This is a genomic window from Labilithrix sp. (assembly GCA_019637155.1).
Lineage (GTDB): Bacteria > Myxococcota_A > Polyangia > Polyangiales > Polyangiaceae > Labilithrix.
On record JAHBWE010000011.1, the window covers coordinates 215,230 to 240,649 of the forward strand.

Below are 25,420 nucleotides of genomic sequence, written 5' to 3' on the forward strand. Positions count from 1 at the left end.
AGCAGTCCGGGATCGACAAGTTCGCACAGCGGCGTGCGCTTGCAGTCGACGTATCGAGGCGAGACGCGTGCGCAGTTACCTGCACACCCTTGGCACTTAGGCCGGGCCAAGAATGCGTGTCGCTGCGATCGACATCTCTCGCAGGGAGCGGAACGTAGGTACCGGAATCCGATCCAGACGCAGACTGGACCCGCCAAAGAGTCGTTCTGGAAACTGCACCACGCCCAAGCAGAATTTCGCGTGAAAGTGCTCACGCATCTGCTCCGCAGGAATCACATTGCGGGACGTGTCATCGTACGCCGATGTCCAAGGATTCTCGAGATGTGACTCCTCACGCAGCTGCCAGGCGGTGAGCCGTCCATAGACGTTCACGACGTCACTTGCTACCGCTTCCACCTGCACATCGAGTGATGGCTTGTGCACCTGGAAGAGAATGGGTTCGCGGCCGCACGGTTGAAACTTGCGATACATCGCAGGCGACACCGGGCCATGCTTCCACGCTTGGAACTCGATCGTTCCGAGCTCCCGCTCCAAACCGAACGCGAGCAACGCTCCGTAGCAGTAGAACGCAAGCTTTTGGAGCTTGAGATGGGTGAGCAGATCAGGCTGGCTCGGTGCAGTTGCACAGATCCAGTCCGCGAGGGTGAGCGCGGCATGATCAGTACTGGTGGGTAGACTGAACGAGGTCACGTTTCCTCCGTCCTCGGGTCCGCCGTTGTCGTCGTTCCACTCGACAACGCCACACCTTGAGTGAATCTATCGCAATCCCGGCGACGGTCACGGAAATTAGCCACGATTACGCCAACTTGGAGCTCTTCCGCACCATTTAGTATACTGATCTTACGTTCAGTGTCAAGACTATCTCGAGCGCTGGCGCGCGGCTTCGGAGTCGTAGAACCTGAGGAGGGCGTCGTACAAGACGAGCTCCTGCGCGCGCTGGCGGGCGCGGAGGAAGCGGTTGGCGTGCATGTGGAGCAAGCTCGCCGCGATGTCGGGGAGGGACATCGAGAGGTCACCGCTCTCCGCGCGCTTGCGCAGCTCCTCGGCGAACGGCGCGATTTTCGTCGAACGCGTTGCAAGAATCGAAAACGCGTGATCGAGCGGATGATCGCCGCCGACGGGCGCGCGCAGCAATGCATCGACGGCGGAGCGCTCTTTGCGACTTTGCTGGCTTAGCGCCTGCTCGAACCAGGAAGACTCCGGGCTCGGTTTGTTCGGATCGCCGACGCCGACGTGGTGCTCCGCGGCGAAGTCCGTGCGCAAGGCGCGGAGCAACGACCTCCGACCCTCCAGATCGAGGCCGAGATCGACGAGCAAGAGGTGAAGTCCTCGCAGCGTCAGGCGCCAGCGATCGTCATCGTCTTCGAGCGCCTGGACGAGCGCGAGCACGGTGTCGCTGTCGGCCTCGAAGATCTGCTCGCACAGCTCGATCCCGTTCGGTCCGCCGTAGCGTTCGACCTCCCGATGATAGGTGTCGAGCTGCAGCTTCCACGCGCTGCCGTTCTCCAGATAGGGCGCGATGGCCTGATGGACGGCAGGGAGGGTCTCGCCGAGGAGTCGTTCGGGGCTCCCTCGGAAGCGGACGCGAAGGTGCGTCGCGGGATCCGCGTAGCGAATGAAGAACCAGCTCTCGATGGCCCCCGACGCGCGGCCTTCTTCGAGGACGGGGGCGACGAAGTCCGAGAGGAGCGAGTCCGCGGTGACGGTCCCCGAGTACACCTTGAGGTAGAGCCACTCCGATCCCGGGGCGAACTTGCGTACGACGGGTGTGGCTGCGCGAGCTCGCGGCGCGTCGGCGGTGATGTCCGCGGCCCCGGCTTCGAGCGGAGCGCGCTCGAGGACGAACGGGACGATCACTTCATTGTCGAAGCGGCCCTCCGGTCCCTCGACGACGAGGTCGTCCTCGTCGGGGAGCTCGATGAGCCTCACGCTCGCGCGCCCCTTGACGAGCTCGACGAAGCTCTCGACGAACATCACGTTGTCGAGGTCGACCGGCAGCACGTTGTCGGCGTCCGCGACCCCAATCCACCGCGGCAGGTCCCTCGCCGCGCGGAGGCGAGCGACGAGTGCGAAGCGCTCGTCGCCGCGCGCCTTCTCGAGCGGCTCGAGCTCCTCTCGCGAGAGGTTCCAGCTCGCCGATGACAGGATCGTCTTGCCTTCGCGCACACGGGGGAGGAACGGGGCGCTCTCGAGCGCACCCCAGCTCCAGCCGAGCGCGGTCTGTCCCTGTGCTTGTAGACTGCATAGAAAGCGGTAGATCTCGAGCTTCGCGGCAGGCCAGTTGTGAGCGTTGGTCAGGCGCGGAACGACGACGCGATCGAGCTTCTTGGACCGGAGGACCACGCGATCGCCCATGACGGTGACGAGCAGGTCGGAGATGAGGAGCTGCCGATCGGCGGGGGCGCCGGAGCGACCGTGGTAGGGGATCTCCCATCCGCGAAGGACGGGCCTCCCGAGGATGTTGCCGAGCCGCCCCTCCGCGAGGTGCACGACCTCGGCGAAGATGACATCGTCGTGGAGCGCCTCCTCTGCGGCGATGTGCTCGCGGATATGGCGCGAGAGCTCCGGATCGCCGTGGCAGAACCTGCCGAGGAGGGTGGCGCCCGAAGGGCCGGCCACTCCATCGAGGGTCAGGCGAAAGTCCCCCTTGTCCACCGCGTCCCAGCTCTTCCCGAGGATCGTGGTCATGATCGCCAGCGCCTCGGGGAGGCTCGCAGGAACGTCCGAAGACAGCGCCTTCAGGTCTCGCGAGTCGAGCACCCACTCCCGCGCGCCGCTGCGCGTGAGCTCGCCGAGCCTCCGTACGAGGTGCTGCTCTCTCGCTCCGAACGGCGTGACCGGCGGGGATGGATCGTTCGGGAACGGGAGCGTGTCGATGAGCGGAGCAGGATCGCCGGTCTCGTTCCCATGAGACGGAAAGCCGATACCGCTCTCTTCATCGAGCGCGTCAGCGAGGGGGACCCACGCGCTCTCGAAGCGCTCCATGAACGCAGACCGGAACCTCGCGAGCGCATCTCCGGACGGCGGTCGCGGCGTCAGCTGCGCGAGGACGCCGACGATCCGTCGCATCTCGTTCAGGACCGAGCCAGGCAGCCCCTGCTCCGCGAGCGGCTTGAAGAGATCGACTTGAAAGAGCCGCGCCAGCTCGGCCTTGACCGGGAGCTTGGTGAGCGTCGTCGCGACGTCTCGGTAGCGAGACGTGCTGCCTCCGATCCCGGATGCGTCGATCGCGCCGAGCGCGGCGTCGGCCTCGCGCAGCGCCTCGGCGTGCGCTCTTCCGGCGGGGCTCTTGCCTAGTGTTTCGATGAGCACTTTGGTTGCGGGCGTGCCGGTGATCGGCGGCTCGAGCTCGGAGACGAGCGTCTGCGCTTGGATGACGGCGGTGACGTAGGCGGTGGCGTCGGCCTCGCGATGCCCCATCGAGACCAGCGTCTCCACGAGCTCGGCGGGACGCGCCCCTCCTTCAGCCCGCGCGAGGAGCGCCGTGAGCGGTCCGGTCTCCGCGAGCGACAGGAGCTCATACGCGAGCGCGCGCGTCTTCGGATCGGGCCGTCCTTCGTAGTGGCGGAGCTGCCCGGGAGCTCGATAGAGGCCGGTGGTCGGGACGTGCGTGAGGGACCAGGTGAGCTCCTGATCGCGCCCGAGCTCCTCCGTGAGGGCGCTCAGGTAGTGCATGTCCAGGCGCGAGGCACGCCGGTAGCTCGCGCGCTCCGCGAGCACGGTCTTCCGGCTCGCGGAGAGCGCGCTGGTCGAGAGGCCGGCGAAGAGCCCGAACGGCGTGCAGCGCGCCGTCATTCGGCCGAGGTAGCGGACGAGGACCTCCTCGACGCCGCGCGCGCGCTCTCTGGTCGGCTCCGTGAGCCACGCCGTGACGGCGTCGTCGAGCGACGGTGATGCGACGAACAGCGCCTCCCGGACGACCGGATCTTCGACGAGAGCTCGCAGCCGCGCTCGCAAGGTCGCGCGATCGCGCTCGAGGGCGCCGGCGAGCTCGGGGTCCTTCGCCTCCTTCGTCTCGACCCGCGAGGCCTCGAGCCCTGCGCTGAAGGTGGAGAGGACGGCGCGCGGCAAGAGCGGCGTGCGCAGCGCGAAGAAGCCGGAGGGAACGAACGTCGCTGGTTTGGTCATGAATTCCTTCATCGATCACGCTCGCCGATCGCTGAAAGATAGAGCGCTCGAAGCTACGTCAGCGTCGCGTTTCCGGAGGCAAGGTCGGCGAGGTCGCGGAGGTAGCCGACCTCCTTCTCGCTGAGCGGGCCCGCTTCCATGGCACGTGCGAGCTCCTCGAGCTGCTGGGGACTGTCGGGGGCGCACAGGATGCCGTCGTGCTCGCGGCGTGTCAGCGAGTACCGATAGTAGTCGGTGACCGCCGGTCGCCAGTTGTCGCTCGTGAGCCCCAGCTCTTCGCAACGTTCCGGTCCGACGTAGTCGAAGGTGTTGCTGAATCCGTAGAGGAGCGGACGCCGATCCGGAACGAGATGAGGGAAGAGATCAACGTCGGCGCCGGAGTGCGCCGGATTGTAGCGACTGAAGGCGATGTCGATCATGCCATGGTTGACGGCCATGACGACAGCAGCCCGGTCGTGGAAGCTGGCGCCGACGCTGCGGGCGCCCGGGACGATGCCATCGCGGTGCGTGGCATATTGACGAGCGCGCACCATGAAGTCCGTCGAGTAGACGCCACCCATGATCGTCAGATCGATCCGCTCGAGCTTTGGAATCGACTCGAGCGCCTCCATGAAAGGCGCGAAGCAGAACTCGGGCTGAGTCACGTACGAGACGACGCCGACGACGATGTCGTCGCGAACGCCTCCGCCGCGCTGGAGCAGCGTGGCGAGCCCGCGCCGCACGCCCTCGTAGAAGGGCCAGTGCATGTCGGCGGTGACGAAGAAGAAGTTGATGCCGGCGTCGTACGCGGCGCTGACCGTGTGAGGATCGCCGGTGGCGCCGAGGCAGAAGGGGCTCACGCGGAGCTGTGAAGAGCCGAGCTCGTAACGATCCGCCAGCTTGGGGAGAGAGTCGCTGAGCCGTCCGTTCGTGCGCATCGGCGAGGCTCGAGGTTAGTTCAGTGATGCGCGCGTCGAGCGCCGACGGCGCACGAGGACGAGGGCGACGAAGACGATGACCGCGCTTCCACCGTTGGACGACGAAGACACGTCGCACGACTCCGGCGGCGGAGGGAAGGGCGCGAGGCAAACGGGGGTGCTCTCCGGAGGCTCGTCGGCGCCCGCATCTTTATCCTTGCCCTTGATCTTCGCGGGCACGCACTCCATCGGAGTCGGGCAATCCGCCGAGGTCTTGCATTCGCGCGAGCACGTGCCTTCGATGGACGTCGTGTCGTTGTTTCCAACTTTTACGCAATAGTTGGAGTGGCAGTCGTTGTCCTGAACGCAACCTCCCCCAACCTCCGCCGGAGGATGATTCCGACCCGCGCGCGTGGGCATGATGCCCTGTGTTTGAAATACGCGCTCGATGAACTCGCGGTGCCGCCATAGGGGAACGTACAAGCTCACGCCGTTGTCACAGTCGTCCACGTCGCCGTTCGCTCCGACGAGGAAGCCATGGAGGATGCCTAGCAGGTCGCCATTGGAGGCACGCAGAAGCGGGCCACCGCTATCTCCAATGCAGATTCGTATGTCGGTGAGGACGTATCCCCCGCCGACGGTCACGGTGGAGCCGGAAGGGCTCTTCGTCTCGCCACCCTGATCGATGTCGCCGTCGTCGTTGAGAGGCAGAATGGTCCCCGTCGCCTTCTGCCGGATATACGACGATTCACCAAGTCCGGCTGCGGATGCACCAAAACCGATACCCTCGACGACCTCGCCCTTCTGCGCCGGAGCGTCGAGCTGGAGCGCACGCACCGCGAGGCCCGCGACGGGCTCGCTCAACTCCAACACGGCAAGATCGTATTCACAACTGGTGCCTGCGTTATCGACAAAAACGCGGCTCACCTCCAACACCGCTATCGGCGCGAGCTGGTCACGGCCGAGGTACACCTTGAAGCTCTCCGGACGTTGGACCAAGAAATTGAGCGAGCACGTGCTCTGGTCGTTCCCGACAGGCATGTTCACGCTCGGACCGAGACAATGGCGTGCCGTGAGCACGAGCCTGGGCGCGACGAGGATTCCGGTGCAGATGCCCGAGCTGGTCTTGATGAGGGGCACGAAGTCCTCCGTGCTCGGGGAGTCGCTGCCGCGGAAGATGGCAGAGCGCACACGCCCCGCGTCGGCTTCCGCGTCCTCTGATGGTGGAGGAGCGCAGGAGGCGAGGCAGAGCGCTACGCTAAGGGCAAGACGGCGCACCGCTTCCCTCCGTGAACTCGACGCGTCGCCAGGTGTCGGTGCGAGAGCCGAGGTCCGCCGAGAGGCAATAGGGAGTCACCTCGCCGATGGGCACGTGCGTGTTCGACTCGAATCCGTAGATGGCGTTCGCCCCCGTCATCTGGGTTTGCGAGCTCGCGGTTCGAAGGAGACCGACGGCGGTCCCGATGTCGGAGGGCAGAGTGGTTAGGTTGATCTGGCCACTTCCCATGGCGCCCGCCGAGGCGATGCCAGACGTGATTTGCTCAGCGCCCAGGCTGCTCGGCGAAACATTGTTGGCTGTCTGCGCCTTGAAGGTGCCATAGAGCGCCGTCAACAAGCAATCGTTGTAGGCAGCGCCCGCGGTGGGGATGACGCTTCCCTGGCCGGTGATGTATCCGGCAAGGACGCCCAACATGGCTCCATAGTTCGCCTGCAGTTTTCCTTCACGAGCCACGTCCAGCGCATATACCTTCCGCGGCCAATTCCGCGCTTTTAGCGTATCGTTGAGCTGGGGGACCGTCCGCATGACGACGTAGACGGGTCTGGTGCTGCTTGCCGGCCAGCGAAGCTCGAGGTCGTTGACAAACGCTCGTGCCCAGGCGGCCCCCGTCATCACGACGATGTCCGGTTTGCTCACTCGTGCGAGGTTCGATGCCTGGAGGAGGTTCGGACGGCCCGCCTTCGTAAGGTCGGTGTTGACGTCCAATTCGGAGACGGCGAGGTCGACCGGGAGCGCCGCTTTTGTTCGATTGAAGAAGGTCGTCTCTCCGTCGGACCAACTGTTGTGGACAAAGGCCACGGTCGGCGGACGCCCGCGATCCACCGCCGTCGCAGCGGCGACCTTCTTGATGAGGTCGGCGAAATCGCCCACCGCGTCCGCCAGGTTGGAGCTGCAGAACCACGGTTGATCGGCACCAAAAGCCTCTTTGAAGCGCGGCGAGTCGCCCGTTGGAGACAAGATGGGAATCTTGGTCTTGAGCGTGTTGCGGAGCGCAACCAGCGCGGGCTCCGTCAGTGGGCCGACGATCGCCTTTACGCCGAGCTTCTCGAAGTGGTCGGCTGCCTCCTCGATCTTACCCTCGTCGCACATGAGCAACCCCACATGAGGCACGCCATCTTCTTTGAGGTCGTCCGCGTTCAGGTTCCACTGATCGGCGAGCAAACCTAGCAAGGCTGGCAGCGCTTGCGTGACATCGACGCCCACGCTCTCTGGGGTGGAGGGGCGCAAGACGCCGAGCAGCACGCCCTCCTCGTCGACGACGTCTCCGCGAACGTCACATGGGTACTCGAGGCATTCTCCCTTGACGCAACGCAAGGTGCCGCCAAGACAGTCACGGTTCGAAGCGCATACCGTGCTCGGCGGTGTCTTCCCAACGATGTCCTGACAAATCCCATCCTTGCAGGTGGTGGAAGCGAACTCCGCACCTCTGCGGCTGCAATCGTCGGTCGACTGGCACTGATATCCCGTCTTCGACGTGATGGAGGTGCATTGGAGCAGCACGAGCGCGAGCGGCGTGAGCCACACGACAATCGGAGAGCGCAAGCCTGCTCCCTATCTATTTGTTGAGAATGATGCGGAAGCCGATGTAGCGAGGATTGAGCTTGCCGTCCGGCAACTTCTCCTCTTCGTCTGCCCCGCTGCCGAGCGGAACGAGCGTCACTGTCGACGTGGTAGCGAGATCATCGTTCGTGAGCCCGGAGAGCTCCAGAGCGTCCTTCGTGAGGGTCAGTTGCGCGTCGTAGTACGGAAGAATCCGGTAGAACGCGGTGGCGTTCGTGAGCGACGGAACGAGGGTGGCTGGGTGGGCCGGCGCGCTGGCCCTGATGTACGGGAACGTCCCTGCGTCCGGATCCTCTGGATTGCCACCAGGTCCTTGCACCTCGACCGATGCATCCCCATACGTCACACCGACCGTCTGGTGCTCAAAGAGCTCGGACTGGCGCCAAACGTCGGAACCAAGCACCGCTTGCACACGAGATTGCCCGCTCGGCGAGGGCGGGCTCGACGTATCGAGCTCGATCAGCCAGGCATAAAAGTCCGTGTATGGCTCCGTACCGAAGACCTCGAAGTAGGTCTCGTCGTTGTTGCAAATGGTGAAGGAGTGGTTCGGTGACTGCCGGTGGGTGCATCCCGACGCATAGAGCAGGTAGAGCGCATCGGCCTTGATCGTGGAGGGGGGGATGACCTCCTCCGAAATGTCGAAGTCGGCGTACTGAACGAGCCGCAACGCCCCAGAGCCGCCCATCGGAACCGTGACACCATCGCCTTCGCTCGCGTTGTCCGAGGCGTCGTCGGAGGCGTCGAGCTCGTCGCCGGCGTCGTCGTCGGAGGCGTCGAGCTCGTCGCCGGCGTCGTCGTCGGAGGCGTCGAGCTCGTCGCCCGCATCGTCGGAGGCGTCCGAATCGGGCCCAGCGTCGTCCGAGGCATCGCTGCCGGCATCAAGCTCGATCGTCGGTGGCTCTGCGAGCTCCGACATCGCTGTGAGCTCTTTGCACGACTTGTCGGCGACACCGAAGGCCGCCAACGAGTCCTCGTAGTACACGACGATCTTGACGTAGCTATCGACCAACGCGCTTGGCAGGGTGGTTCGATCGAGCGTACCCGCGGCGAGGCCGGTGGACGGAAGAGCCGGCGAATCCACCGCGTCGGCCAAGGTCGGCGGTCCCGACTTCGAGGCCAAGAAGCAAAACCGTATCGGGCTCTCGACGGCAGTGATGCCGTTCAACGCGACGGCTCGCACCCCGCCGCCGCCATCCAACGTCGCCGTCGCATCGCCGGTGGTGGCGTCCGTCGTTACCACCGGCACTGATCCATCGGGAGCCCCTCCATCGGGAGGAGTGGTGTCGATCGTGTCGTCACCGCAGCTTGCCAGCGCGCCGAGAGTGGAAGCTAGCGCACCAAGAGCATAGATCAGTCTACCTTTGTGCATGAGGCTCGCGAGCCTAGCAGGTGCCGCGCCAGCTCGATACCCCGCCGGAGAAGGCTGAGAACGAAGAACGTTTCATACGCGGCGTGTCGGATGACCATCTACACGCCGTGAACCGCGTGAACCTCCAGTGAACCGCGTGAACCTCCCGTCTACGTCCAGTGAACCGGATGAACCCCCCGTCCACACTTTTGTGAACCGACAATGCACGGGAGTGCACGATCCAACCAGCATCGTCCGGAAGTTCTGAGAAACTCAGTTGGCCTCGCGCTTGCAGTTGACCCAAACACCAACTCACCGGCCAACACTGCGAGGCAACCCCATGAACGACATGACCGACACGACCGAGACGCCTGCTTCCCTCACCCTGAGCGTCAAGCGCATTCGGACGCATGTGCGTGGTGGTTCAGGGGAGACTCAGGGCCAATCGGCGGCGAGCAAGAAGATCGGAAGTATTCCTCCCAAGCCGCACGAGCAGAAGGCCAACATCGCCGCGAAGGTCGCGCAGGTCGGACGCTGAGGTGACCGAACGGTGAGGTGACCGAGTGGAGGGTGAATGCCTACGCGTTCACCCTCACCTTGAGCCTCGCGACCGGCGGTCAACGTCCAGTGAATCCCCCGTCCACAGCTTGTGAACCGGCAGTGCACGCGGGAACGAATCGGAAGTTCTGAGAAAACTCAGTTGGGCCGACCCAACCAACACCTCAATAGGCAACCCAATGAGCGATATGACCGACACGCCCGCCTCCCCCGCCCTTACCCTGAACGTCAAGCGCATTCGGACGCATGTGCGTGGTGGTGTTGACCTTCCCGATGGAAAATCGATCGGGCTGTCGGCGAAGAGTCTGAAGATCTGGAGTCTTCCGCCTATGCCGAACCATACCAAACCCATCGGCGGCTAAGGTGTGATCGCAGCAGGGTGGACCGTCGCGTTCACCCTCGCCTTGATCCCGACCATGTGACTGGGTATGAAGTTTGTCCGAAATCGTGGACACACCGGTCGCGGACCTCGCATCCCGTTGATGAACGTCCTCGACTCTCGCGGAGCGCGCGGAGCTGGATGATTCCCCGTAAAGGAGCGCGGTTGATCGGTGGCCAGCGACGGAGTTTGGCCGTCGCGATCGTTGTAGCGAAGCTGGTGGTGTCCGCGCCGGTGCTCGGCGCCGAGCCGGAGCCGGAGCGCGAGGAGGCACCTCAGGCCAGCCAAGAGGCTGCGGCCGAGACGGAGGCGCAGCAAGAAGCGCGGAGCCGCTTCAAGCGGGCGCTGGAGCTCGCGGACGATGGCCAGTTGGATGCGGCGCTCGTCGAGCTGAACCGCGCCTATGAGCTGTCGCCGAGCTATCGCCTCCTCTACAACGTCGGCGTCGTCCATCAGCAGTTGAAGGACTACACGCGAGCGCTCGAGGCGTTCGAGCGGTATCTCTCCGAGGGAGGTTCGGAGGTGCCTGCGGAACGTCTCACCGACGTCAAATCGCGCGTCGAGCGACTTCGCGATCGCGTCGCGTTCTTGGATGTTCGTGCCTCCGAAGAGGGCGTCGAGGTCAGCATCGACGATCGCCCTGTGGGGCGGACTCCGCTTCCGCCCGTTCGCGTCAACACGGGGCAGCGCAAGATCACCGTCACCCTCGCCGGTCGTAGCCCCCAGAGCCGGGTCATCGAGCTCGCGGGCGGAGAGACAAGAAGGGTCTCCTTCGATCTCGAAGTCGCCACCGCGGCACCGCGGGTGGTCGTTCAGTCGCACGAGAAGGTCAGCATCGCCCCGCTGGTGAGCTGGGGAGCCACGCTGGTCCTCGCGGGCGGTGCCCTCGGCACGGGCGTCGTGGCGCTTGGTAAATCGAGGGAATACGACGCGGTAACGCAGAAGTACCGCGTGACCGCCGAGGAGCTCCAATCGGCGAGGTCGGACGTGAAGACGTTCGCCATCTTGACGGACGTCTTCCTCGGAGCGGCCATCGTCGCCGCCGGTGTTTCGACGTATCTCACGTTTTCTTCAAAGAAGAAGAGCGCGGCTGCGTCGTCCTCCGTTCGCGTGGGATTCGGCGTCGGGACGGCCGCGCTGAGCGGGAGCTTCTAGGGAGTCGTGGCAGGGTTCGCGCGAACGCTCCGAGCGGTCGAGAGGGATCGGCCTCGAGCGTTGCTCGTGATCGCGATCGGACTGGTCGTTCTCACGGGTGTCTGGCTCGCGTGGATGGTTCTCGCGAAGACGACGCTCTATGTCGTCTCGGCGTCGAGTCGAGTCGAGACGAGCAGCAATCCGATCCCGGTTCAGGCCCCGGTCGCCGGCGTCGTCGTCGCCGCGAGCCTCTCGCTTGGCCGCTCCGTCTCGCAAGGAGAGGTGCTCTTCGTGCTCGACGCACAGAGCTTCGAGCTGCAACGACGCGAGCTCGAGGCACGTCTCGTCGGAGATCGCGCCAAGCTGGCGAGCCTCGTCGAACAAGTCGCTGCCGAAGAGCTCGCGCGCGACGCGCAGAGCGTCGACGTGAGCCGGGGCGTCGCGGCGGCGCGTGCTCGCTCTGCCGTCGCCCAGGCGGCCCATGCAGGAAAGCGCAGCGAGGACGAGGTCGTCGGGAAGCTCGCGGAGCAAGCGCTCGCGTCGAAGCTCGACAAGCTTCGGTCCGCCTCCGAGGTGCAGCAGACGTCCGCGCAGGCCGCGGCGAGCGCCGCCGAGGTCAGCCTCCAGGCGTCGTCGGGGACGACCGCGCTCCGCGATCGAGACGCACGCATCGCTTCGCTCCGTCATCAGCAGACGTCGCTCGAGGCCGAGATCCGGGTGGACGAAGCCAAGGTCGCCGAGCTCGCGTACGAGGTCGAGCGACGAACGGTCCGAGCTACGGTCACGGGCACGCTCGCGGACGTCGTGCCGCTCGCCGCGGGGTCGACCCTCGATCCTGGAGCCAAGGTCGCCACGATCGTCCCGGCGGGATCGCTCCGCATCGTCGCGCGCTTCGCGCCGGACGACGCCGTCGGGCTCGTCACGAAAGGGCAGCGCGCCGAGATGCGCGTCACCTCGCGTCCATGGACGCAGTTCGGCACGCTCCACGGACGAGTGCTCAGCGCAGGCAGCGAGCCACGCGACGGAACCGTGCGCGTCGAGCTCGAGGTGGTGGAAGAGAATCCTCGGATTCCGCTCGTGAACGGCATCACGGGCGACGTCGAGGTCGCGGTAGCAGAGGTCTCGCCGCTCGAGTTTCTCTTACGCCAAGCCGGCCAGAAGCTCGCGCCGGCGAAGAGCGCGCCCATGCGCGGACCGGCCGACCTTCCCAGCATCGCTGGCCCCTGAGCTGCGATGGGTCGATTCTTCCTCGCGCCGGAGGTCGTCCAGATCTCGTCGATGGACTGCGGCGTCGCGGCGATGGCCTGCTTCCTCAAGGGGGTCGGCCTCGCGGTCTCTTACGAGCGGCTCCGCGAGGCGTGTCACACCGACGTCGATGGGACGTCGATCGATGCGCTCGAAGACCTGGGAAACCAGCTCGGGATCGACTGCATCCAGCACCTCTTGCCGCCGGAGTCGGTCCTCGAAGAGGCGAGCAAGAGGCTGCCCGCCATCGCCGTGACGGTCGCCGCCGGTGACACGACCCATTTCGTCGTCCTCTGGCGACGTATCGGGAAATACTGGAATGTCATGGATCCTGCGCACGGGCGCCTTTGGATGCACGAGCGGAGCCTCTTCCGATGGCTCAAGTCTCACACCCAATCGTTCAGCCCGGACGATTTCGTGGCCTGGGCGATGGAGTCCTCGTTCACGCAGGGCCTTCTGGATCGCGTCACGCGGCTCGCCGGCCGCCAAGCGGCCGTGCAAGCGCTCGCGTCGGCGCGTAGCGGCACGTGGCGTTCTATCGCTGCCCTCGACGCCGCTGCGCGGTTCATCGAGGGGATCGTCGGCACGAGGAGACCGAGCTGGACGGGGGCGCTCTTCCAGAAGGCCCTCGAGGCCGCGAGCGACGAAGGCAGGGCAAAGGAGATCCCCGAGCGCTTCTGGTCGATCCGTGAAGGGCCCAACGGCACGGTGCAGCTCACGGGCAACATCCTGCTCGCCAACGCTGCGCCGGTGAGCCCGAGCTCCAATGGGCGCCTCCCGGCTGCAGGCGTGCCGGAGAGCCTCGTCCGCGCCGTCGCCGAGCCGGAGCCTTCGCTCTGGCAGATGATGCGAGGCCTCGGTGGCCGGTCATTCCCGCGTCTCATGTCGCTCATCGCCGCGCTCGCGGCGCTCTCGGGCCTTGTCTCGCTGGTCGAGGTCCTGACCGTGAGGGCCTCGCTCTCGAGCTCGGCGTTCTTCTCGCAAGTGACCCAGAAGGTCGGTCTGCTCGTCTGGCTCGCGACGCTGTTCGGAGGGCTCCTCGCGATCGAATGTGTGACCTTTCTCCTCCTTCGTCGCATCGGCCGTCGGCTCGAGACGAGGCTCCGGATCGGCCTCTTCGAATCGCTCCCGGGCCTCGACGACACCTTCATCCGATCGCGACCGACCTCGGACCTCGCGCAGCGCGTGCAAAGTATCCCCGGCGCTCGCGAGCTCCCCTCCGTCCTCGAGGGCGCCTTCCGGAGCGGCGTCGATCTCCTCTTCACCGTCGCGGCGATGGCGACGCTCGATCCCTGGATCGCCGTCATGGCGGTGGGCTCCACCGTGTTCTCGGCGATCTTCGCGATGATCGTCCGGTCCAAGGGGGAGGAGCTCGAGAACAAGGTTCAGTCCAACGAGGCTGGCATCCTCCACGTCATGGAGGACGCTCTGCTCGGGAGCGTCCCGGTTCGTGTGCACGGCGCCGAGCGGGCGCTCGTCCGCGAGCAGCGCCTGCGACTCATCCCCTGGGTGACGACGCAACGCGAGCGGCTGGTCTTCCACACCGCGACGATGCTCCTCGAGCAAGGCGTGACGTACCTCTTCATCGTCGCGATGCTCTGGCGCGGCGTCACGGCGTTCTCACACGGAGCCGGCTTCCTCATCCTGATGTTCTGGGCAGTCCGCCTCCCCGCCGCGGCGGCGGGGATCATCAGTGCAGTGCAGGTGCTTCCGCTCTACGGCGTGTCTCTTCGTCGCGCGATGGAGCCGCTGCGGAATGCGGTGGCGCCGCCTCGAGAGAGCGCTTCGCCGGAGTCGCGCGCCGGCGGCGTCGGCCTTCGCTTCGACGACGTCAGGGTGATGGCGTCCGGGCAGCCCATCCTCGACGAGGTACGTCTCGACATCCGCCCGGGCGAGCACATCGCCGTCGTCGGCCGCTCCGGCGCTGGGAAGAGCACGTTGATCAGCCTGCTCCTCGGGCTCCACTCTCCGGCGGCGGGGAAGATCTACGTGGATGGTGAGGAGCTCACCCGAGCACGGCTCGAGCGGCTGCGCCGGCAGACGGCGTGGCTGGATCCCAGCGTGTTCCTATGGAACGACACCTTCCTCTACAACCTCTCTTACGGGCACCCCGACGCGGGTTTTCGCTCCACCCAGAGCGCGCTCGAGGTCACCGATCTCGTCGGCGTCGTCGAGCGCTTGCCGAGCGGCTTGATGTCCAGCATCGGGAGCAGCGGCATGCTGCTCTCGGGGGGCGAAGGACAGCGACTCCGGCTGGCCCGCGGCCTCCTCAATCCCGCGCCGCGCCTCGCGCTGCTCGACGAGCCGTTTCGGGGGCTCGATCGCTCGGCGCGTGCGCGCATGATGCGCACGGTGCGCGAGACCTTCTCGCGACAGACCTTGCTCGTCGTCACGCACGACGTCGAGCACGCCGAGGGCTTCGATCGGGTCCTGGTCATCGAGGACGGCCGAATCAAGGAGGACGGCGTCCCGGCCGAGCTCCTCAAGAGACCGAGCCGCTTCCGCGATCTCTTCGAGGCCGACTGGCACAACCAAGATCGCGTCTGGGGCGGCGGTCGGTGGCGCTATGTCGAGGTCCAGTCCGGCGTCGCGCTCGTCGACAACGACGCCGACGGCACATGGACGCGCCGGTGATTCCGCTCGACTCACTCCTTTGGCCGATGGCTTCGGTCCGCGATGGACTGCCAGCTCTGGCGGTGGAGGCGCGCCTGCCGATACGGAGCGCGGTGCTCCCTCTGGGCGAGCCGAACGCGGCGTGGCTCGAGGCGGCCTGCGAGCTCCTGGGCGTCGACGCTGAGCTCGAGGAGGGGAGCGGGGACGAGCTTCCGTCGGCGCTCGAGCGACTGGCCCCGGGCCTCATCACGATCGTCCCCGCCGAAAGAGTGCTCTTCGTCGTGCGCGGCAACGCGCGACGGATCACGCTGCTCGCGGTGGACGGTACGCTCGTGCCCGTGCCCGTGCGCGAGTTGGCGCGCTGCCTCCGTGAACGGTTCGAGACGCCGGCGGAGGTCCCGAGCTTCCTCCGCGAGTTCCCCGTCGCGCGCGAGATTTACGAACGCTCTCGCACGAAGCTACCTCCGACTCGAGGCAAGCCGTTCTTCATGATCGCTCCGATCCGCGTCGCAGCCGAGCAGCCGCTCATGACGGAGCTCGCGAGCCAGGCGTTTGGCAAGCGGCTCTCCGGATCGTTGGCGCTCATGATCGTCGAGAGCGTCGTCGCGGTGGCCGCCACCCTCTTGCTCGCTCGAATCGCGATGGCGGGGTGGGTCGATCGCGCGAGCATCCTCGGGTGGGGGCTCGCCATGGCGCTCCAGACCGGTGTGACTGCGCTCCTCGCGCTCAACGTCGGGCAGCTCAACATCGAGCTCAGCGGCGCCCTCAAGCGACGTCTCCTCGCCGGCGCGCTGCGCCTGGAGACCGACTCCGCGCGGCGCGATGGAGTCGGCGCCAACCTCGCGCTCGCCGCAGAGTCTGCCGTCGTCGATCAGCTGTCGGTGCTCGACATCGCCCACGCCCTCAGCACGTTCGTGATCGTCGCGTTGGCGGTGGCTTACCTCACGACGCAAGACGCGCTCGCGGCCGCTGTCCTCGTGGTCTTTTGCGGTCTGATCGCTGCGCTCATCTACGACACCTTCCGCATCTCGTTGCAGACGATCCGTGCGAGCGTGAAGCTGACAGACGTCTTCGTCGAGCGCGTCCTGGGGCATCAGACTCGCCTCATCCAGCTCGAACGCCGCGACTGGCACCAGGGCGAGGACGAGCCACTCCACGTCTACACCGAGCTGGCCCAGCGTATGGACTTTCGAGTGGTAGCGCTCACGGCTGCGCCGCGCGTCTGGCTGTTCATCCTCGTGCTCCTCCAGCTCCGTCACCTGGTCGGCGCGCCGACGATGCGCCTCGATCTCGTACCGTTCATCGCCGGGTACGCGGCGAGCCAGGCGCTCGGCCAGTTCATCAGCGGCGGGCTACGCTTGCTCCGCTGGCCCGTCAGCCTGCGGCTGCTCCGTCGGGTCCTCGAGCAGGCGGTCGTCCCACGCAACCCCGACGTAACGCAGCTCCCCGAAGGCGAGCTCGACGATGGCGACGTGATCGTCCAGGCATCCGGCCTCCGCTACTCGTACGGGGCGGACCGTCCGCCAGTCTTGAACGGCCTCAACCTGGAGATCCGGTCGGGGGACCGCCTCCTCGTGACCGGTCCCTCCGGCGGAGGCAAGTCGACGCTGGCGTCCGTGCTGACGGGCTTTCGCAAGCCCACGGCTGGTCTCGTCATGTTGCGAGGGATCGATCAGCCGAGCGTCAGGCCTTCGGTCTGGCGGCGCCACATCGTCTCTTCACCGCAATTTCATGAAAATCATATTTTTCAAAATACACTTGCTTTCAACCTCCTCATGGGACGCGCTTGGCCCGCCTCCGCGATCGAGCTCCAGTCGGCCGAAGAGGTGTGCCGGGCGCTCGAGCTGGGTCCGCTCCTCGACCGCATGCCGGCTGGGATCCATCAAGTGGTCGGCGACACGGGCTGGAGGCTCTCCCATGGCGAGCGGAGTCGCATCTTCATCGCGCGCGCGGTGATGCAAGACGCCGATCTCCTGATCTTGGACGAGAGCTTTGGCACGCTGGATCCCGAGACGCTGACGACGGCGATGGCGGCCGTGAAACGCTTCGGACGCACGCTGATGGTCATTTCGCACCGATGAGTAGGTCATCGATCGGTGACTGTGACCTCACCACCACACGGCAGGTCCATCTGCTTGACGACGCCGGAGCTTCCGATGCGTAGCTCGTGGGGGCCGCATTTTACCGTCACCGAGCTCGGAGTCTGACCCACGGAGCGGCCGTCGACGAAGATGCGGCGACCGACGTTCGAGCCCTCGGTGCGAAGGAGCGTCATGTCGGGAGGTACCGCGGGGGCCGGCGGTTCGGGGGGAGGCGCCGATGATGCGGTCGGAGGCGGCGGGGGGGCCGAGGCGCTCACTGCGGGAGGGGTCGAGGATACCGTTGTTACCGATGATGACGTCGAAGTCGATGCAGTCGTCTCGGGCGGGGTCGGGACGCTCGATGCCGCGACTGCCGGCGATGCCGTGGCCGGTGGAACGACGGGGGGGACCGTGCGGTGCCATGTGAAGAACATCGCGGTGGCTGCGCCTCCGAGCACGACGAGGCCTAGGGCGAGGCCGGCGATGAGGCCGGTGCGCCTTCCTCCGGTCGGTTGGGGCGGTGCTGTCGTGATGATCGGTGGAGCCCACGAGGGCTGGGCTGTGGCTGCGCCGGCCGGAGGGCTCCACGGGGGCGGCGCGGCGGGCGTTGGCGGCGTGGCGGGCACCGGCGCCGTCACGGGCGCGGGCTCGAACGTCGGCTCGGGCGCGGAAGGGCGAGGCTGAGGCTGCGGAGGCGGTTGCGGGATGACCTGCGTCGTCTCTTCGATGGGAGCGGGAGCATGGCGGACGGCGAGCGCGGGGCGACTCTGCTCTGCGAGCTTCGCCGTTACGTGAGGAGAGAAGGCCGTCTCGGACGTGCCCGAGGAAGACTTTGCGCGTGGCACGTCGGGTCGGCTCGCGCGCGGGGGCTCGTAGGCGGAGACGGTCGAGTCCTCCTCTTCCGCCTCCGATTCCGACGCCACCGCGAGATGGGGGCGGAGCTGTTCGAGCCAGGTCGCGAGCTTCTCTCGTCCGATGTCCGTCGGAATGAGGCCGCGGAGGATGGAGACCATCTCGGACGCCGAGACGTCGCGGTCTTCCGATCTCGGGCGCAGGGCCCGCGTCACGGCGTTGCGAAGGCGCTGCGGGAGGTCGGGGCGGAGCTCGTCGAGCGACGCGAGCTGCGGCTCCGCCATCATCGTGAGGGCCTCGATCTCGGAGAGGCGCCCGCGCACGAAGGCCGTCTGATGGGTGAGGAGCTCCCAGAGCACGATCCCCGCCGCGTAGATGTCCGTTCGCGACGTGATCGCGCCGCCCTCGATCTGCTCGGGCGCCATGTACCCGAAGGTCCCCTTGATCATCCCGAACGCGCTCTGGTGCGTCGCGCCCATGAAGCGCGCGAAGCCGAAGTCGGTGAGCTTGACCTCGCCGTCCCAGCTCAGGAGGACGTTCGACGGGTTGACGTCGCGGTGGATGATCGGCGCGCGGTGCGCGGTCGCGAGCGCCGCGAAGATCCGCTGCGCGACGTAGAGCGCCGTCTTGTCGTCGAGCGAGCGCCCCGCCTGCGCGAGGACCGCGAGCACGTCGGCGAGGGGCGCGCCGTCGACGTGCTCGAGCGCCATCACGAGCCGCCCGCGGTGCTCCGAGAACTCGTAGAGGGTGACGATGGCCGGGTCCGCGAGCCTCGCGTAAGCGGCGGCTTCTCGGGCGAAGGCGCCCGCGCTGCCTTCGTCGGACATCAGGTGTTCCAGGAGGACCTTCAGGACGACGGTGCGCTCGAAGCCCATCGGGCCTTCGGCCTTCGCGAGGAGCACGTCCGCCGTATCGCTGGTGGCGAGTCGCTCCATGACGCGGTACGCACCGATGCGGTCATTGTCCTCCGAACCACCCACGACGATGACCAATCGTACCGAACGACCACGCGGGCGTCCTGTTTGTGCACCTCTGCGCGGGCGTGGGTGGCAGGCCGGCGAGCTCCCGTCGTGCACGCACCTCCTTCCGAGCATCCTCCGCCGGATGGTGTGCTCGCCTCGATCGAGCAAGGTCTCGTGCTTGCTCGCGCTCTGATGCGGACGTGACGGCGCCGCCCTCTGCAGAGTGAGGAGCCCTGGCCGAGAAGCCGCTCCAGCGACTACGCTTTCAGCATGTCCCCCGCGGCTCCGAAGCCGAAGCTCACCTACGCCGAATACGCTGCACGCGAAGCGAGCAGTGAGACGAAGCACGAGTTCTACGACGGCGAGGTCTACGCGATGGCCGGCGGTACGATCGAGCACGGCCGGATGGGGACCCGTGTGCGTCGCGGGATCGAGGCGAGCCTCCCGTCGAGCTGCGGGTGCGTCGTCGACAGCCCCGATATCCGCGTGCGCACGCCCTCCGGAAAGGGAACGTATCCGGACGGGTTCGTCGTCTGCGGGAAGCTCGAACGCGACAGCGAGGATCCGGACTCCGTCACGAACCCGACGCTCATCGTGGAGGTCCTATCGGAGGGCACCGAGGGCTACGATCGTGGAGGGAAATTCGAGCACTATCGAAGCCTCTCGAGCTTGAAGGAGTACGTCCTCGTCTCGTATCGGAAGCCGCTGATCGAGAGTCATCTCCGCAATCCCGACGGGAGCTGGACGACGACGTTTGCCGTCGTCGGCGAGAGGTTGGCGCTCCGCTCCATCGAGGCCCGACTGGACGTCGACGACGTCTATGAAGGGATGACTCAGGTCGACGGCATCATGCGCCTGACGTAGGGCTCGGCGCGTCAACGATGGGGGCTTGGGGTGGCCCCTGGCCTGGCCCTGATCGGCACGTGCCAGGTGGCTGACGTGGCAAGTGCGCAAGAACACTCGTTGCGGTCGATGGAATGGCGCGTGCGTGTGGCGTCGAGAACCATGAAGACGACGGGGACGCCCTTCGATCAGCTCGCGAAAGAGACGTGGTTGGCGATCCTCGCTCATGGCGCAACGGTCAAAGAGCAGCTGGAGGTTCGTGCGCGGTCGCAATGGGTCGACCTCATGTACGTGCCCGATCCGGCGCGTCTGGGGGAGCTCGCGGCGTTTGGTCTGGCGGAACGGCTCGCTGCGGAGGGGCCGGGGTTGCTCGAGTTCTTTCATCGAGCGCCGTCGGTCGAGGATGTCCTTCGTTGCATGCAGAAGCAGATCGAGCTTCGTCGCCGGAGGAAGTCGCGCAGGGAGGCACCGCGGCTGTGGCTCCTCTGCGGTGGCTGTCCGTCGAAGGCGCTTCGTGAGCTCGGTTTCGTGCGCGACGTCGACTGGCCGGAAGGTGTCTACCGCGGCGCGCCCGGGTTCCTCGTTCGTCTCGTGGTCGCTGGTGAGCTGCCTGCGACGCGCGAGACGCTGCTCCTGCGCCTGCTCGGCGCGGGCCGCGTGCTGCGCGACGCGTTCGCGGAGCTGCGCGCGCTCCCTCGAGACGCGCCGGAGCGCGGTCTCGCTCTGGACATCGTGCTACGGTTGCTTCCCGAAGCACGCGAGAGTCAAACCCAAAAAGCGAGAGAATTCCTCATGGTCAGCCAAGAATTCGTCGAGCAATGGAAGCGCGAGCTCATCGAACAGGGAGTTGCGCAGGGGCGCGAAGAGGGGCGCGAAGAGGGGGTGGAGAAGGGGATGCGGGAGACGCTCGAGCTCCAGCTCGAGAAGAAATTCGGAGCGCTCGGCGTCGAGGTTGGGGGCCGGCTTCGGGCTGCGTCGCACGAAGAGATCGTGCGTTGGCTCGAGAGGATCCTTGTCGCGCGGAGCATCGACGAGGTCCTCGACGGATGAGCAGCCACTCGCCAGCGCGTCGGCGGTGACGCGGGGTGGGGGCGGGATCGGGGGGTGGGGGCGTCGGTGATGACGCGATGGGCGGCGAATGGATTGGGGATTTGCGGTCGGTGTGGCGGGCACGCGCGTCGCTTCATGTCTTCGCATGAACCATCGCTCGTCTGTCATCGCTTCCACCGTCGCTCTCTTTGCCGTCTTCGCCCTTGTCGGGTGCGCGGGCGAGGAAGGGGATGGCGGGGAGGGCACCACCACACAAGAAGAGGACCGTCAGACGATCTCCGGGCGGCTCGACACCGGTGAGGAGAGCGGCGGTGGATTGAAGACGAAGACGAAGAGCGTCGGCGTCACGAACGGGGACGCGCAGCTTCACGTCGTCGCTCACCGGCTTGGGCCCAAAGGGCAGGTCAACGTGAACGGCGACGTCGACGCCGTCGTCGCGGCCGACGGAACGTTCGACCTGAAGCTGGCGCGCGGCGCTCGTTACGTCCTCGAGGTCGAGCGCGGAAACGAGAGCGTCGCGTTCTTCGGGTGGAACGAGCGCGGGAGCACGAAGAAGACGACGATCCTCGGGATCTCGTCCGCGACGAGGGGGCAGGCGGCGGTCTCTCTCGGTCGCGTGAAGGTCGTCGGCAACGGCGCGGTGGCGGAGCATTGCCTCTGCGAGAGCTTCGACGCGAACGACACGACCGGCATCGACCTGAGCGCGACGTGGTTCGTCGCGGCGCACGGCGCCGTGATCTCCGCGGACGAGGCGCTCGCGCAGGTGGCGGAAGCGCTCGAGCAGGCGGCGAAGGCGCTCGCCGCCGCGTCCGACGCGCTCGACGAAGCGGCCGCGGCGACCGACGAGGCTACGCGCGCGCTGGAGGAGGCCCGCGAGCGCGCGGGCCGGTACATGCAGTAACTATCGCGCGCAAAGGACGAACGTCACGGTGATCCGTGGTGTGCGGCAATGAAAGGCAATGCGCGGGTGACAATCCGGTCGACGAAGCAGCGGGCGGCTGCCCGCCAGCGTAAGATGGCGGCGGGATGGGGCAGTGGGCGCCGACCTCGGTCGAAGAGATCTACGAGGTCATCAACACCAGTACCCGACCGTTGCACGTCGAGACTGATGCGGGTGCTGCGTTCGTGAAGCTCGCCGACAGCGAGAGCGGTCCGCATGCTCTCGCGTGCGACCTGATCGGCACCAAGCTCGCTCACTGGCTTGGTGCACCGACGTTCGACCTTCACGTTCTCCGTCATGGAGACTTCAGCCTGATCGACGAGATAAAGGGGCAGCGGAAGGTGCGCCGAGCCGAGGCTCCGAGCTTGGCGAGCCGGAAGGTGTCGGGCCAGACGTGGGGTGGCGACGAAGAGCAGCTCGAAGCCACGGAGAATCCGGACGTTGTGGCTGCTCTCGTAGTTCTCGACACGTGGACGCGAAATCATGATCGTTACGAGCCGCGCGAGCCTGAGCCCCACCACAACCACCGCAACGTCTTCTTCGCCGACGGCGACGCTCCTGGACGCGTCCAGCTGATCGCGATGGACTTCACCGAGTGCATCAAGTGCGGCAGATCGGAGCTGAGCAAGCCGTGTTTCACCATTGAGCGCGTGAAGGATGAGCGCATTTTTGGCTTATTCCCTGAGTTCAAGCGGTGGATGACGACGGAAGGAGTGAAGGCGCTCGCCGCGAAGCTGGAAACTTTCACGCGCAACGACGCATCGGAGATTCTGAGTACCGTGCCTCGCGAATGGTCGATGACCGACGAGCTTCGCGGGAGATGCGCGGGGTTCCTGTACGAACGAGCAGGGTTTGTGGCTCCGATTTTGGAGAAGATGATCGGAGAGGCCTGCGGTTGGTGAAGCCGCCGCTGGCGTTCGTCATGTACAATGCGCATTCCATGGGAGACGCGATGGGAGACCGGCTCTACAGCTTGATCGAGCACCGCTCGGGGCGTGGCGGCGCGCACCGAACGCCCATCGGCGTGGTAGTTCGCGATGCGGACGAGTTCCTCTTCCGTCTGCTTGAGGCACCTGTTGTGCCCGAGGGGGATGCTGCACGCGTTGCGATGGCTGCTCGTGCTCTCGCGTCCCGCTTGCGCCGGGAGAACCCGCGCACGCTACGCGAGTTGGAGCTGTTTGCTGCCAAGGAGGCGAACGAGGTTCGGCTTGGTCCGCCGCAGCGGTTTACGGCTGGCGTCGGTGCGGCTGAGGCGGTCGACCTGCTCTTCAACGAGCACGTGCGCCCTGTTGAGGCTGTCCTCGCTTCGGCCGCGCCGTACTCCCAGAGCACCGTCGCCTCGCTCGACATCTGCGAGTCCGCGTCGATGAGAGAGCTTCCGGGGTTCGAAATTGGCGGGTACTCGATCGCGTTTGCTGGTGGTGCGACGACCACGCTTTCGTTCCAAATCAGGATGCACGTCGTTGGGACCATGAACCTCGAGACTTCACCTGAAGTGACACTCGACGCGGCCGCGTAAATGAACTGTTACCTCATCGCGATTTGTCGAGCGTCGTCCCTCGATCGCGATACGAATAACTTCAGCATGACGCAGCTCATCGAGAGCCTGCAAGTGCCCGAGGACGCTCTCGGCCAGCCGATTCCCGTCGAGATGCACATGTACTTCGAAGTGACAGACGACGAGCTCCATCGCGACTTCGAGATGCGGATACTCTGGCGTCGTGACGACGGAGCGGAGACGCCGGGAGAGGTTCACATCCCGCAGACGCCGGCCAAGAAACGCACGCGGACGCGCGCGATGGCGCTCCGCCTACCGCCTACGATCGGGAGTTACCACCTTCATATCGAGTGGCGCTCGAAGGGCGCTGATGCATGGATCCGGTTCGTCGGGGGGTGGCCACTCGAAGTGTCGCTCATTCCCGACAAACCGGTACCTGCCGCAGTGTCGCGATAGCGCAGCAACGAGAGCGTCGCGTCCCTCGGGTGGAACGAGTGCAGGTCGCGCGCGCTGGAGGTGGCCCGCGAGCACGCGGGTCTAGCAGCCGCGGCCGGGCAAGGGACGCGCGAGATCACAAAGCGCGGTCGGCCCTTCCGCGCGCGCCCCGAATCGTGCGCGCGGAGGGGCGGTGCGTGAGGTTGCTTGGATAGACTTCCGCGCGATGGGCGTGACGCTGATGCTGCTCGATGGGCCGATGGGGACGGAGCTCGAGCGGCGTGGTGTGTCGACGGAAGGGCGTGGGTGGAGCGCGTACGCGATCGATGCGGCGCCCGATGTCGTGCGGAGCATCCACGAGGACTACGTCCGCGCGGGCGCCGAGCTCCATCGCGCGAATACGTTTCGCACGCAGCCCGGCGTCTTTCCGGTGGAGTGGCGCGTGCTGTTGGGGAAAGCGGTGCGGCTCGCGCGCGAGGCGGCCGGCTCGCGTGTGATCGGGAGCATCGCGCCGGTCGAGGACTGCTATCGGCCCGAGCTCTCGCCGTCGAGCGATGAGGCGCGCCGCGCTCACGACGCCGTCGCGCGGGCGTTCGTCGAAGAAGGGATCTCGCGCGTCGTCTGCGAGACGTTCCCGCACGCCGGTGAGGCGCGCGTCGCCGTCGAGTGCGCGGTCCGGGCGGGGCTCGAGACGTGGGTCGCGCTCACGGCGGGGCCGGATGGCGCGCTCATGACGCCGGCGGCGATGGAGGTGGCCGCGCGTGACTGCGTCGCCGCGGGGGCGTCGGCGGTGCTCGTGTGCTGCACCGGCGCGGAGATCACGCGCTCGTACGTCGAGCGCATCGCGAAGGTGGGGGCACCGTTCGGCGCGTACGCCAACGGCTACGGCGTCGCCCCCGATCGCTACGCCGCGCTCGCCGCCGAGTGGGTCCGCGCCGGCGCCGGCATCGTCGGCGCGTGCTGCGGGACAGGGCCTGCGCACGTCGCGCGGCTACGCTCGCTCGGAGCCTGAGCCAGAGTCCGACCCCGACCCCGAGCCCGAGCCCGAGTCCGAGCCTGAGCCCGCGCTCGAGTCCGAGCCCCGCGCGAGGAGCTCGCTCGCGCGCTCGACGTCCGCGTCGGTGAGGCCGACGGCGAACGACGTGTGGACGTGGCGCGCGCCGAGGTGAGCCATGTCGGTCGCGTCGTCGAGGATGACGAAAGACTCGACGCTCGCGGACGCGGCGAGCCAGTGCGCGATCTGATGGCCGCGCTCCGTGACGTTGCCGCGGACGAGACCCTCGAGGCGCGTCGTCGCGCCGATGACCTCGCCGTTGAAGCCCTTCTCGCGGAGCATGCGCGCGATCGTCTCCGGCGCGAGCATGAGGCGCCACGAGGAGCTGATGACGACCTTCGCGTCGTGACGCGCGGCGAGACGATCGAGGCGCGCGACGCACTCCGGATCGAGCATGTCGAGCCAGCTCGCCTCGAGCGACGGATCGAGGAGCGCCGCCGCGGCCCCGCCGCGGGCGCGGTCGAGCCACGCCTGCGAGTTCAACACGCCGTCGATGTCGAGGAAGATCACCTTCACGGAGGCGCTCGAACGCGGAATAGCATGCGGCGATGGAGCTCGACGCGGT

At 66.5% G+C, this 25,420-nt stretch carries 21 protein-coding genes; 13 read left to right on the forward strand and 8 right to left on the reverse strand.

Annotation, left to right across the window (positions count from 1 at the left end; translation table 11 throughout):
* Positions 1-96 precede the first annotated feature (96 nt).
* The 6 genes from KF837_24250 to KF837_24275 form a co-directional block, all read right to left on the reverse strand.
* Entirely contained in the window at positions 97-690 is a 594-nt protein-coding gene (locus KF837_24250; protein ID MBX3230456.1) for a DUF4065 domain-containing protein, read from the reverse strand.
* Between the two features lie 168 nt (positions 691-858).
* Positions 859-4,128 carry a lantibiotic dehydratase gene (locus KF837_24255; protein MBX3230457.1) on the reverse strand — a complete coding sequence of 1,090 codons (3,270 nt, stop codon included), beginning with the start codon at positions 4,126-4,128 and terminating at the stop codon, positions 859-861.
* Positions 4,129-4,181: 53 nt separating this feature from the next.
* Positions 4,182-4,874, reverse strand: a complete 693-nt coding sequence (locus tag KF837_24260) for a hypothetical protein (GenBank protein MBX3230458.1) — start codon at positions 4,872-4,874, stop codon at positions 4,182-4,184.
* Between the two features lie 186 nt (positions 4,875-5,060).
* The gene (locus tag KF837_24265) at positions 5,061-6,215 is read right to left on the reverse strand and encodes a trypsin-like serine protease (protein ID MBX3230459.1); all 1,155 of its coding nucleotides are present in this window, start codon (positions 6,213-6,215) and stop codon (positions 5,061-5,063) included.
* A gap of 67 nt (positions 6,216-6,282) precedes the next feature.
* Positions 6,283-7,827: a hypothetical protein gene (locus KF837_24270; GenBank protein ID MBX3230460.1), complete on the reverse strand. Its 1,545-nt coding sequence runs from the start codon at positions 7,825-7,827 to the stop codon at positions 6,283-6,285.
* A gap of 31 nt (positions 7,828-7,858) precedes the next feature.
* Positions 7,859-9,232: a hypothetical protein gene (locus tag KF837_24275; protein ID MBX3230461.1), complete on the reverse strand. Its 1,374-nt coding sequence runs from the start codon at positions 9,230-9,232 to the stop codon at positions 7,859-7,861.
* A 319-nt stretch (positions 9,233-9,551) separates the two neighbouring features.
* Here KF837_24275 and KF837_24280 point away from each other — a divergent pair, with 319 nt between their 5' ends.
* The 6 genes from KF837_24280 to KF837_24305 all read left to right on the forward strand — a co-directional run bounded on the left by KF837_24280 (position 9,552) and on the right by KF837_24305 (position 17,221).
* Positions 9,552-9,749 carry a hypothetical protein gene (locus KF837_24280; protein ID MBX3230462.1) on the forward strand — a complete coding sequence of 66 codons (198 nt, stop codon included), beginning with the start codon at positions 9,552-9,554 and terminating at the stop codon, positions 9,747-9,749.
* 199 nt (positions 9,750-9,948) lie between these two features.
* Positions 9,949-10,131, forward strand: coding sequence for a hypothetical protein (locus KF837_24285; GenBank protein ID MBX3230463.1), 183 nt, complete (start codon positions 9,949-9,951; stop codon positions 10,129-10,131).
* A gap of 182 nt (positions 10,132-10,313) precedes the next feature.
* The gene (locus KF837_24290; protein ID MBX3230464.1) at positions 10,314-11,303 is read left to right on the forward strand and encodes a PEGA domain-containing protein; all 990 of its coding nucleotides are present in this window, start codon (positions 10,314-10,316) and stop codon (positions 11,301-11,303) included.
* A gap of 114 nt (positions 11,304-11,417) precedes the next feature.
* A complete protein-coding gene (locus KF837_24295; GenBank protein ID MBX3230465.1) occupies positions 11,418-12,509 on the forward strand; it encodes an HlyD family efflux transporter periplasmic adaptor subunit in 1,092 nt (363 codons plus the stop codon).
* Between the two features lie 6 nt (positions 12,510-12,515).
* The gene (locus KF837_24300) at positions 12,516-15,161 is read left to right on the forward strand and encodes an ATP-binding cassette domain-containing protein (protein MBX3230466.1); all 2,646 of its coding nucleotides are present in this window, start codon (positions 12,516-12,518) and stop codon (positions 15,159-15,161) included.
* Entirely contained in the window at positions 15,146-17,221 is a 2,076-nt protein-coding gene (locus tag KF837_24305) for an ABC transporter ATP-binding protein (GenBank protein MBX3230467.1), read from the forward strand. Before KF837_24300 ends, KF837_24305 begins: the two co-directional genes overlap by 16 nt.
* A gap of 5 nt (positions 17,222-17,226) precedes the next feature.
* Here KF837_24305 and KF837_24310 read toward each other — a convergent pair whose 3' ends face one another.
* On the reverse strand, positions 17,227-19,008 hold the full coding sequence (locus tag KF837_24310; GenBank protein MBX3230468.1) for a serine/threonine protein kinase: 1,782 nt from the start codon (positions 19,006-19,008) through the stop codon (positions 17,227-17,229).
* A 297-nt stretch (positions 19,009-19,305) separates the two neighbouring features.
* Here KF837_24310 and KF837_24315 point away from each other — a divergent pair, with 297 nt between their 5' ends.
* The 7 genes from KF837_24315 (at position 19,306) to KF837_24345 (ending at position 24,813) form a co-directional block, all read left to right on the forward strand.
* On the forward strand, positions 19,306-19,899 hold the full coding sequence (locus tag KF837_24315; protein MBX3230469.1) for a Uma2 family endonuclease: 594 nt from the start codon (positions 19,306-19,308) through the stop codon (positions 19,897-19,899).
* 141 nt (positions 19,900-20,040) lie between these two features.
* Positions 20,041-20,928 carry a hypothetical protein gene (locus KF837_24320; protein MBX3230470.1) on the forward strand — a complete coding sequence of 296 codons (888 nt, stop codon included), beginning with the start codon at positions 20,041-20,043 and terminating at the stop codon, positions 20,926-20,928.
* Between the two features lie 145 nt (positions 20,929-21,073).
* A complete protein-coding gene (locus tag KF837_24325) occupies positions 21,074-21,829 on the forward strand; it encodes a hypothetical protein (protein MBX3230471.1) in 756 nt (251 codons plus the stop codon).
* A 125-nt stretch (positions 21,830-21,954) separates the two neighbouring features.
* A complete protein-coding gene (locus KF837_24330; protein ID MBX3230472.1) occupies positions 21,955-22,770 on the forward strand; it encodes a hypothetical protein in 816 nt (271 codons plus the stop codon).
* Positions 22,767-23,387 (forward strand): hypothetical protein, encoded by a 621-nt coding sequence (locus tag KF837_24335; protein ID MBX3230473.1) that lies wholly within the window; start codon positions 22,767-22,769, stop codon positions 23,385-23,387. The genes KF837_24330 and KF837_24335 overlap by 4 nt, the downstream gene beginning before the upstream one ends.
* A 66-nt stretch (positions 23,388-23,453) precedes the next feature.
* On the forward strand, positions 23,454-23,822 hold the full coding sequence (locus tag KF837_24340; protein ID MBX3230474.1) for a hypothetical protein: 369 nt from the start codon (positions 23,454-23,456) through the stop codon (positions 23,820-23,822).
* 205 nt (positions 23,823-24,027) lie between these two features.
* A complete protein-coding gene (locus KF837_24345) occupies positions 24,028-24,813 on the forward strand; it encodes a homocysteine S-methyltransferase family protein (protein ID MBX3230475.1) in 786 nt (261 codons plus the stop codon).
* On the opposite strand, the gene KF837_24350 is transcribed toward KF837_24345, so the two are convergent.
* Entirely contained in the window at positions 24,793-25,371 is a 579-nt protein-coding gene (locus KF837_24350) for a hypothetical protein (protein ID MBX3230476.1), read from the reverse strand. The two genes, KF837_24345 and KF837_24350, sit on opposite strands and share 21 nt — an antisense overlap.
* Positions 25,372-25,420: the final 49 nt, after the last annotated feature.